Here is a 7,309-nt window from a genome sequence, read left to right as displayed (position 1 = left end):
TGAATACCAATAATTAAAATAGATAAGTCATGAATAAAAAAGTGTCAGTAAGAAAGAAAAGAAATTTAAAACGTAAAAAACTCCCAAAGTTACCTTTGAGAGTTTTAGATATTGTGATTAAACTAAAGCTTAGTTTAATAATTCTTTTACTTTATCCGCTGCATCTTGTAAAGTGATTGCAGAGTGAACCTGTAATCCAGATTCGTCAATCATTTGTTTTGCAACTTCAGCATTTGTTCCTTGTAAACGAACAATGATCGGAACATTGATCGCGTCTCCCATGTTTTTGTAAGCATCTAAGATACCTTGAGCAACACGGTCACAACGTACAATACCACCAAAGATATTCACTAAGATTGCTTTTACGTTTTCGTCTTTTAAGATGATACGGAAAGCTTTCTCTACACGCTCAGCATCAGCAGTACCACCAACATCTAAGAAGTTAGCTGGGTTACCACCAGATAATTTGATGATATCCATAGTTGCCATTGCTAATCCAGCTCCATTCACCATACATCCTACGTTTCCGTCTAATTTCACGAAGTTTAATCCTGCTTCACCAGCTTCAACTTCTGTTGCATCTTCTTCTCTTGTATCACGTAATGCAGCGATATCTGGATGACGGAATAATGAGTTGTCGTCGATAGTAACTTTCGCATCTACTGCGATAATTTGATCGTCAGATGTTTTAAGAACTGGGTTAATTTCGAACATAGAAGCATCAATTGCTACATATGCGTTATATAAAGCGGTGATAAATTTCACTCCTTCTTTGAATGCGTTTCCTGATAAACCTAAGTTAAAAGCAACTTTACGCGCTTGGAAACCTTGGATTCCTACAGTAGGATCAATTTCTTCTGTAAAAATTTTATCTGGAGTAGACTCTGCAACTTCCTCGATATCCATTCCACCTTCTGTAGAATACATAATCATATTTTTACCTGTTGCACGGTCTAATAATACAGATACATAATACTCTTCTGTTTGAGATTCACCAGGATAATACACATCCTCTGCGATTAACACTTGATGTACTTTTTTCCCTTCGGCAGAAGTTTGAGGTGTAATTAATTGCATTCCGATAATATCGTTTGCTCTTTCTTTCACCTCGTCCAAGTTTTTAGCAAGTTTTACTCCGCCTCCTTTTCCACGACCACCTGCGTGAATTTGAGCTTTTACAACATGCCAACCTGTACCTGTTTGTTCAGTTAATGCTTTAGCAGCTTCTACAGCTTCCTCTGGTGTAGTAGCAACGATACCACGTTGTACTTTTACACCATATTTACTAAGGATTTCTTTACCTTGATATTCGTGAAGATTCATTTTTTTTGATTTTTCAATTACAAAAATAAAAATATTGTTGATGTATTCTAAATTTTGCCATATTAATTTTATCAGCTTCTACGAAAAAAGCAATTAAAATTAGTTATATGCATGGTACAAGATACAACTATTCATGATATAACAAGTCAAAACAAATGGGATATGATTTTTTAATCGTATTTTGTACACTATAAAATCTTTCATAAAAGTAGAATGAAAATTTAAGCTAAAAAAACTTAGAACTTCAGATTTAAGACTTAACACATAATTTATATCTTTACCTCATGATAAAAGCAGAAAATATTGTCAAAAAGTTTGGTGAATTAGAAGTGCTAAAAAATGTTTCTTTATCCATTGCAGAAAAAGAAATCGTTTCGATCGTAGGAGCTTCTGGAGCTGGTAAAACGACTTTACTTCAGATTTTGGGAACGCTTGAAAAAAGTTCTGAACCAAAGAAATATAATACGTCTATTCAAATTGCGGGACAAGATGTCACCAAGTTAAATGATCGTGATTTATCAAAATTTCGAAACGAAAATATTGGATTCATCTTTCAGTTTCATCAATTGCTGCCCGAATTTAATGCCATAGAAAATATTTGTATTCCAGCTTTTATCAAAAAAACTAAAAAAGCGGATGCCGAACAACGTGCCAAAGAATTGATGTCGTATTTAGGATTGTCGCATCGTTTGACGCATAAACCGAATCAATTGTCGGGTGGAGAGCAACAACGTGTGGCTGTTGCGCGTGCATTAATCAATCAACCAAAGATTGTTTTTGCAGATGAACCTTCAGGAAATTTAGATTCTAAAAATGCAGAAGAGTTACACGATTTATTTTTCAAATTGAGAGATGAGTTTGGACAAACCTTCGTGATTGTGACGCATAATGAAGAGTTGGCGAATATGTGCGATCGAAAATTGGTGATGGCAGACGGAATGTTTCAAACAGAATTATAATGAATAAAAAAGAACTGAAAGATTTTTTAGACGAAAAAGTTCTTCAGTACAATACGTTAGATTTTATCGATTCTGATCCTGTTCAGATTCCACATCGGTTTTCTGTAAAAGAAGATATCGAGATTGCAGGGTTTTTGGCTGCTACAATTGCGTGGGGTAATCGTAAAATGATTATCAATAATGCCAATAAAATGATGCAGTTAATGGGAAATTCGCCTTATGACTTTGTGATGAATTTCTCTGAAAATGATTTAGAAAATTTAGATGGGTTTGTACATAGAACATTCAATAGCGATGATTTGAAATTTTTTATACAATCGCTTCGCAATATTTATCAGCATCACGGAGGGTTGGAGCAGGTTTTTGCGAAACATCAAACTTCAGACTCTATGCAAGTCGCGATATCGCATTTCAAACAAACTTTTTTTGAAATTGAACATTTACCTCGTACAACTAAACATATTTCAGATCCATTGAATAATTCTGCTGCAAAACGCATTAATATGTATTTACGATGGATGGTGAGAGCAGATAAACAAGGGGTAGATTTGGGAATATGGAAATCGATTCCAACCGCTGTACTTTCTTGTCCATTGGATGTGCATTCAGGAAATGTAGCGCGAAAACTGGGGGTGTTGACCCGAAAACAAAATGATGCAAAAGCCTTGAAAGAATTAGATGGCAAACTTCGTGAAATGGATGCAAATGATCCTGTGAAATACGATTTTGCTCTATTTGGATTGGGTGTTTTTGAAGGCTTTTAATCGTTAAAATATCATAAAGTAAATTAGCATATTTCAAGATTTTGATTGGTGTTTGTAAATAAAACATTGATTTTAAATTTTAGACCCGTTGTGCATTTTGTTTATTTTAATTTAAAATACACAACTGATATTTTAAGATTAATTTTTATCTCGTTTAACATTCATTTTCGTTCAGATGGTTTATTTTAGAGGAACCTAATTTAATTGATAAATAAGAGTAAATGGTAAAGGTACTTGTAGGAGAGGAATTTAAAGAAGTTAATTTAAAAGGAAACTTGCGAAATAGATATGTTATTTCAAATTTTGGACGCTTGGTAAGTTTTCAAGAGGGGATAGAAATAGATGGTCGATTATTGAAAGGAAGTTATACCAACGGTTATCGAATCTTGCGATACAGTTACAAAGATGAGTTAGGGAAGAAAAAGTATACTCAAAATTTAATCTATCATCTCGTTGCAGAAAAATTTTTACCACGACCAACAGAAGATCAAAAATATTTATTACACCTCGATTTTGTAAAAGACAATGACAATGTAACTAATTTGAAATGGGCAACATTAGAAGAATTTAGAGAACATTTTATGAGTAGTCCTTACTATGAAGAGGGAAAAGAAAAGTCTAAAAAGACTCGACAAATGATGGATGGTAATAAATTGACTACAACTGATGTTATTCGAATCAAGAAAATGTTAGCCAATCCTAATCGTAAAACAAGGTTACGAATTATAGCCAAACAATTTGGAATTAGTGAAATGCAGTTGTACCGAATAAAATCGGGTGAAAATTGGGGGCATATAAAAGTTGATTAATCAGATTAAATACAAGTGATTAGTTTAGAAAACGATAGTTGAATTATTTCGAGTATCGTTTTTTGTTTGATATAAATTGTATTTTTATCCAAAATAAAGTTGAAATGAAAGAATTAAATGGTATAAAATATATCGAGCGTTTACCTGCTGTTAAGTCGGATGCAACACCTTTGTTTGTCCTGATTCATGGTTATGGGAGTAATGAAGAAGATTTGTTTTCGTTTGCGCAAGATTTACCACCGCATGCACATATTGTAAGTGTTCGTGCAAGATATGATCTTGTTTATGGAGGTTATGCGTGGTATGATATTAATTTTGTGAACAACGAAAAATGGATGGATGAAGAGCAGGCAATAGAATCTCGAAATAAATTGGTTGAATTTATAGATACGATTGTTCAACAAGAAAATCTAGATGAAAAGAATGTAACCTTAATGGGCTTTAGTCAAGGCGCTATTTTGAGTTATGCCATTTCGTTGAATCATCCAGAAAAGATCAAGAATGTCGCGATTTTAAGTGGTTATCCAGAACATAAAATAATAGGTGAAATAGATGCATCTAACGATTTTTCGAACTTAAATTTCTTTGTTTCTCACGGAACAGATGACGTGGTTTTACCTATCGATTTGGGAAGAATGGGAGATGGATTTTTAAATGATTTGAACATCAAACACGAATACCATGAATACAGAAGTGGACATGGGATTGTTCCTCAAAATTATTTTGATTTGATGGATTGGATCAAAAGATTTTAAATAAATTTAACTTCTATGGCGTCGCCATGATATTCTTTAAATGAGGCGTCATAGAATTCGATATTGGTATAACGATACAATAATTCGGTGATTTCTTTTTTTAGAATTCCTTTTCCGTATCCATGAATCAAAATCAACCGAACTTGACTTTCGAACATTGCACGTTCTACTTCATTTCGTGCCACATCCAATTGTGTTTGTATGATTTCTGCATTGTTCAAATCTCGCCAATTGTCTACCAAATTTTCGATATGTAAATCAACTTCTCGTGTTAAATAGGGATGACGGTGCGATTTGCGAAATGTTTTGAATTTGGGTTTCGAAAATTCTTTGATTTCCTCATCACGGTATTCATCATAATCAATTTCAATCGCTTTGATAATTTCTTCTTGATGATATTCATACTCAAAACCAAACGCATCATTAAAGTAGACAAAATCACCTTTTAACTTGGTAATTGTCCCTGAAATATTATCATCTATCACTTTAACTTTCGTTCCAATCTTGAACATTTCCTACATTTTTAGCAAAATTAAGAATTATTTTATGAGTTTTTAGATTGTTGTATTATTCAATTCAAAATCAATGTTGTATTTTTGACCATTAAACTAACCAAATGTCAAATCAACCTAAGAAAATAAAAGTACTTTTTAGGCTTCGTTCGTTAGAAATGGGTGGAGTTCCGAGAGTAGTTTTAGATTTATTGCGCAACTTGCCGAAAGATAAATTCGAATTCACATTGATGCTTAATTTATATCAAGGTGAATTGGTCAAAGAAATTCCAGCAGATTTAAAAGTAATTGTTGTAGAAAAAGGAAAAGAACAAATGAGTTCTAATTCTTTTGTTCAAAAAATGCAGCTGATTTGGCGCCGATTGAAATTAGAAGTCTATGATCGATTTCCTTCAATATTATATGCCTTAAAAGTTCCTGAAAAATACGATATCGAGGTTTCTCCAGGTTATGCAGAATTTGATATGGTATTGAATTCTCCAGATAAAAACTCGCGTAAAATAGGATGGTTTCATACAGATGTTGGTTACGATAAAGACCAAAAGCGTGTGTTGAGTAGAATTGAAAAAATGAAACATTTTGATTTTATGATTTTTGGTTCAAAACAAACACGACAAGTGATTGATGATTTGTATCAAGTAAAGTATCCAAAATCTACCGTAATTTATAATGTGATAAAAGTGGAGGAGGTTCTTAAAAAAGCTGAACTATTCGAGCATTCTTATGAAACAACGTTACCTGTATTTTCTTCAATGGGGCGCTTGCATCACCGCAAAGGCTATCATACATTGATGAAAGTTCATAAACGATTATTAGAGGATGGGTTTCATCATAAAATTGCAGTTATTGGAGGTGGTAATGAAATGGAAAATTTGAAGAATCAACAAAAGGAATTAGCTGTTGAAAACTCGTTTTTATTATTGGATTCTCAGACCAACCCATATCCCTATATCAAAGCATCCGATTATTTTATATTACCTACACAATCAGAGTCTTATCCGTTGGTGATAGGAGAGGTGATGTGTATGCGTAAACCTATTATATCTACAAATGTTGGTGGAATAGCGGAGATGATTGAGGATGGAGTTGATGGAGTTTTGATTCAATATGATGAAGATGAAATGTATCAAGCAATGAAATCATTTTTTACTAACCCAGAGTTGGTGAATAAAATTATACAAGGCACATCTACAGCATCTACTAAATTTGATGAAAATGAAATTTATCGTCAAGTAACTGAGGTTTTTGAACAACAATATCAATTAAAATTAGCAAATGAACGAGGTTAAAATAACGATTATTACACCTTCGTATAATCGTGCGCATACATTGCCGCGTGTGTATGATTCGTTGAAAAATCAAACGTTCAAAGATTTTAAATGGATCATTATGGATGATGGTTCTACGGATAACACCAAAGAAATTGTTGAGCACTTCAAATCTGAAGGTTTACTAGATATAGAATATTTTTGGAACGAAAATCAGCATAAGTTTATTACGGTTTTTGAAGGAATTAAGAAAGTAACTTCACCTTATTTCATGATTGTTGATTCGGACGACTCTTATCCCATAGATTCGTTACAACTATTATTTGATGAAGTTGAGCAAATTCAGAATCAAGAGGAGTTTATATCCGTGATGGGATTATCTCAGTTTGAAGACGGAAGAATAGTTGGTCACGAGTATCCAAATAATGGATTTGATGGATCTATTTTCGATATGCGTTACAAGCATAAAGTACGTGGTGATAAATTTGGGATTTTTATCACAAAGACTTATCAACAATTGTTGATAAACTTCGATTATTCAATTTATCAAGGGAAAGGCTACATTCCGCAAGCAGTATTCTTCAATACCTATGATGCAAATGGAGTGAAAACAAGGTTTGTGAATAAAGTTGTTCGTAACTATCATTTAGACGAAACAGATGAACATTCTGTTTCCAATACACGTTGGACAGGTAAAAATACATTTGGATTGATGGAAGGTTATAAATCATTCTTAAATTCTTATGGAACAAAACTATTTCATTATCCCAAAACTTTAATTCGTAATTTAGTTGGATACCAAATCTATGCGATGATTAATCATAGAAATCTTTCAGAAATAAACAAAGAATTGAAGCATTTCAACATGTTGTCTATCTTGATTTATCCGTTGTCATTCGTTTATTATAAATTAAAGTAA

At 32.9% G+C, this 7,309-nt stretch carries 8 protein-coding genes; 6 read left to right on the top strand and 2 right to left on the bottom strand.

All coding sequences use genetic code 11. From position 1 onward, the window contains the following. Positions 1-129: 129 nt before the first annotated feature. Positions 130-1,323: an ADP-forming succinate--CoA ligase subunit beta gene (gene sucC / locus Q0616_RS00450; RefSeq protein ID WP_225541283.1), complete on the bottom strand. Its 1,194-nt coding sequence runs from the start codon at positions 1,321-1,323 to the stop codon at positions 130-132. 284 nt (positions 1,324-1,607) lie between these two features. On the opposite strand from sucC, the gene Q0616_RS00445 reads away from it, so the two are divergent. The 4 genes from Q0616_RS00445 (at position 1,608) to Q0616_RS00430 (ending at position 4,610) form a co-directional block, all read left to right on the top strand. Further along, positions 1,608-2,282 (top strand): ABC transporter ATP-binding protein, encoded by a 675-nt coding sequence (locus tag Q0616_RS00445; RefSeq protein ID WP_171623116.1) that lies wholly within the window; start codon positions 1,608-1,610, stop codon positions 2,280-2,282. Continuing rightward, the gene (locus Q0616_RS00440) at positions 2,282-3,046 is read left to right on the top strand and encodes a TIGR02757 family protein (RefSeq protein ID WP_171623117.1); all 765 of its coding nucleotides are present in this window, start codon (positions 2,282-2,284) and stop codon (positions 3,044-3,046) included. The genes Q0616_RS00445 and Q0616_RS00440 overlap by 1 nt, the downstream gene beginning before the upstream one ends. Positions 3,047-3,267: 221 nt before the next feature. Then, positions 3,268-3,855, top strand: a complete 588-nt coding sequence (locus Q0616_RS00435) for an NUMOD4 domain-containing protein (protein ID WP_298774034.1) — start codon at positions 3,268-3,270, stop codon at positions 3,853-3,855. A 104-nt stretch (positions 3,856-3,959) separates the two neighbouring features. After that, positions 3,960-4,610, top strand: coding sequence for an alpha/beta fold hydrolase (locus tag Q0616_RS00430; RefSeq protein WP_225541284.1), 651 nt, complete (start codon positions 3,960-3,962; stop codon positions 4,608-4,610). Here the strand turns inward: Q0616_RS00430 and Q0616_RS00425 are convergent. Next, a complete protein-coding gene (locus tag Q0616_RS00425) occupies positions 4,607-5,122 on the bottom strand; it encodes a Smr/MutS family protein (RefSeq protein ID WP_171623120.1) in 516 nt (171 codons plus the stop codon). The two genes, Q0616_RS00430 and Q0616_RS00425, sit on opposite strands and share 4 nt — an antisense overlap. Before the next feature lie 104 nt (positions 5,123-5,226). On the opposite strand from Q0616_RS00425, the gene Q0616_RS00420 reads away from it, so the two are divergent. Then, a complete protein-coding gene (locus tag Q0616_RS00420; protein WP_298774017.1) occupies positions 5,227-6,411 on the top strand; it encodes a glycosyltransferase in 1,185 nt (394 codons plus the stop codon). Further along, complete coding sequence (locus Q0616_RS00415) at positions 6,398-7,309, top strand: glycosyltransferase family 2 protein (protein ID WP_298774015.1); 912 nt, start codon at positions 6,398-6,400, stop codon at positions 7,307-7,309. The genes Q0616_RS00420 and Q0616_RS00415 overlap by 14 nt, the downstream gene beginning before the upstream one ends.

The sequence above is a fragment of the uncultured Empedobacter sp. genome (genome assembly GCF_937930195.1).
Taxonomy (GTDB): domain Bacteria; phylum Bacteroidota; class Bacteroidia; order Flavobacteriales; family Weeksellaceae; genus Empedobacter; species Empedobacter stercoris.
The sequence above is the reverse complement of the archived record's forward strand: the minus strand, read 5'-3'. Positions and strand labels throughout refer to the sequence as shown.

Coding starts and splice junctions, on each gene's coding strand:
- Q0616_RS00430 (WP_225541284.1), top strand. CDS start 3,960: ATGAAAGAATTAAATGGTATAAAATATATCGAGCGTTTACCTGCTGTT.
- Q0616_RS00425 (WP_171623120.1), bottom strand. CDS start 5,122: ATGTTCAAGATTGGAACGAAAGTTAAAGTGATAGATGATAATATTTCA.
- Q0616_RS00420 (WP_298774017.1), top strand. CDS start 5,227: ATGTCAAATCAACCTAAGAAAATAAAAGTACTTTTTAGGCTTCGTTCG.
- Q0616_RS00445 (WP_171623116.1), top strand. CDS start 1,608: ATGATAAAAGCAGAAAATATTGTCAAAAAGTTTGGTGAATTAGAAGTG.
- sucC (WP_225541283.1), bottom strand. CDS start 1,323: ATGAATCTTCACGAATATCAAGGTAAAGAAATCCTTAGTAAATATGGT.
- Q0616_RS00435 (WP_298774034.1), top strand. CDS start 3,268: ATGGTAAAGGTACTTGTAGGAGAGGAATTTAAAGAAGTTAATTTAAAA.
- Q0616_RS00415 (WP_298774015.1), top strand. CDS start 6,398: ATGAACGAGGTTAAAATAACGATTATTACACCTTCGTATAATCGTGCG.
- Q0616_RS00440 (WP_171623117.1), top strand. CDS start 2,282: ATGAATAAAAAAGAACTGAAAGATTTTTTAGACGAAAAAGTTCTTCAG.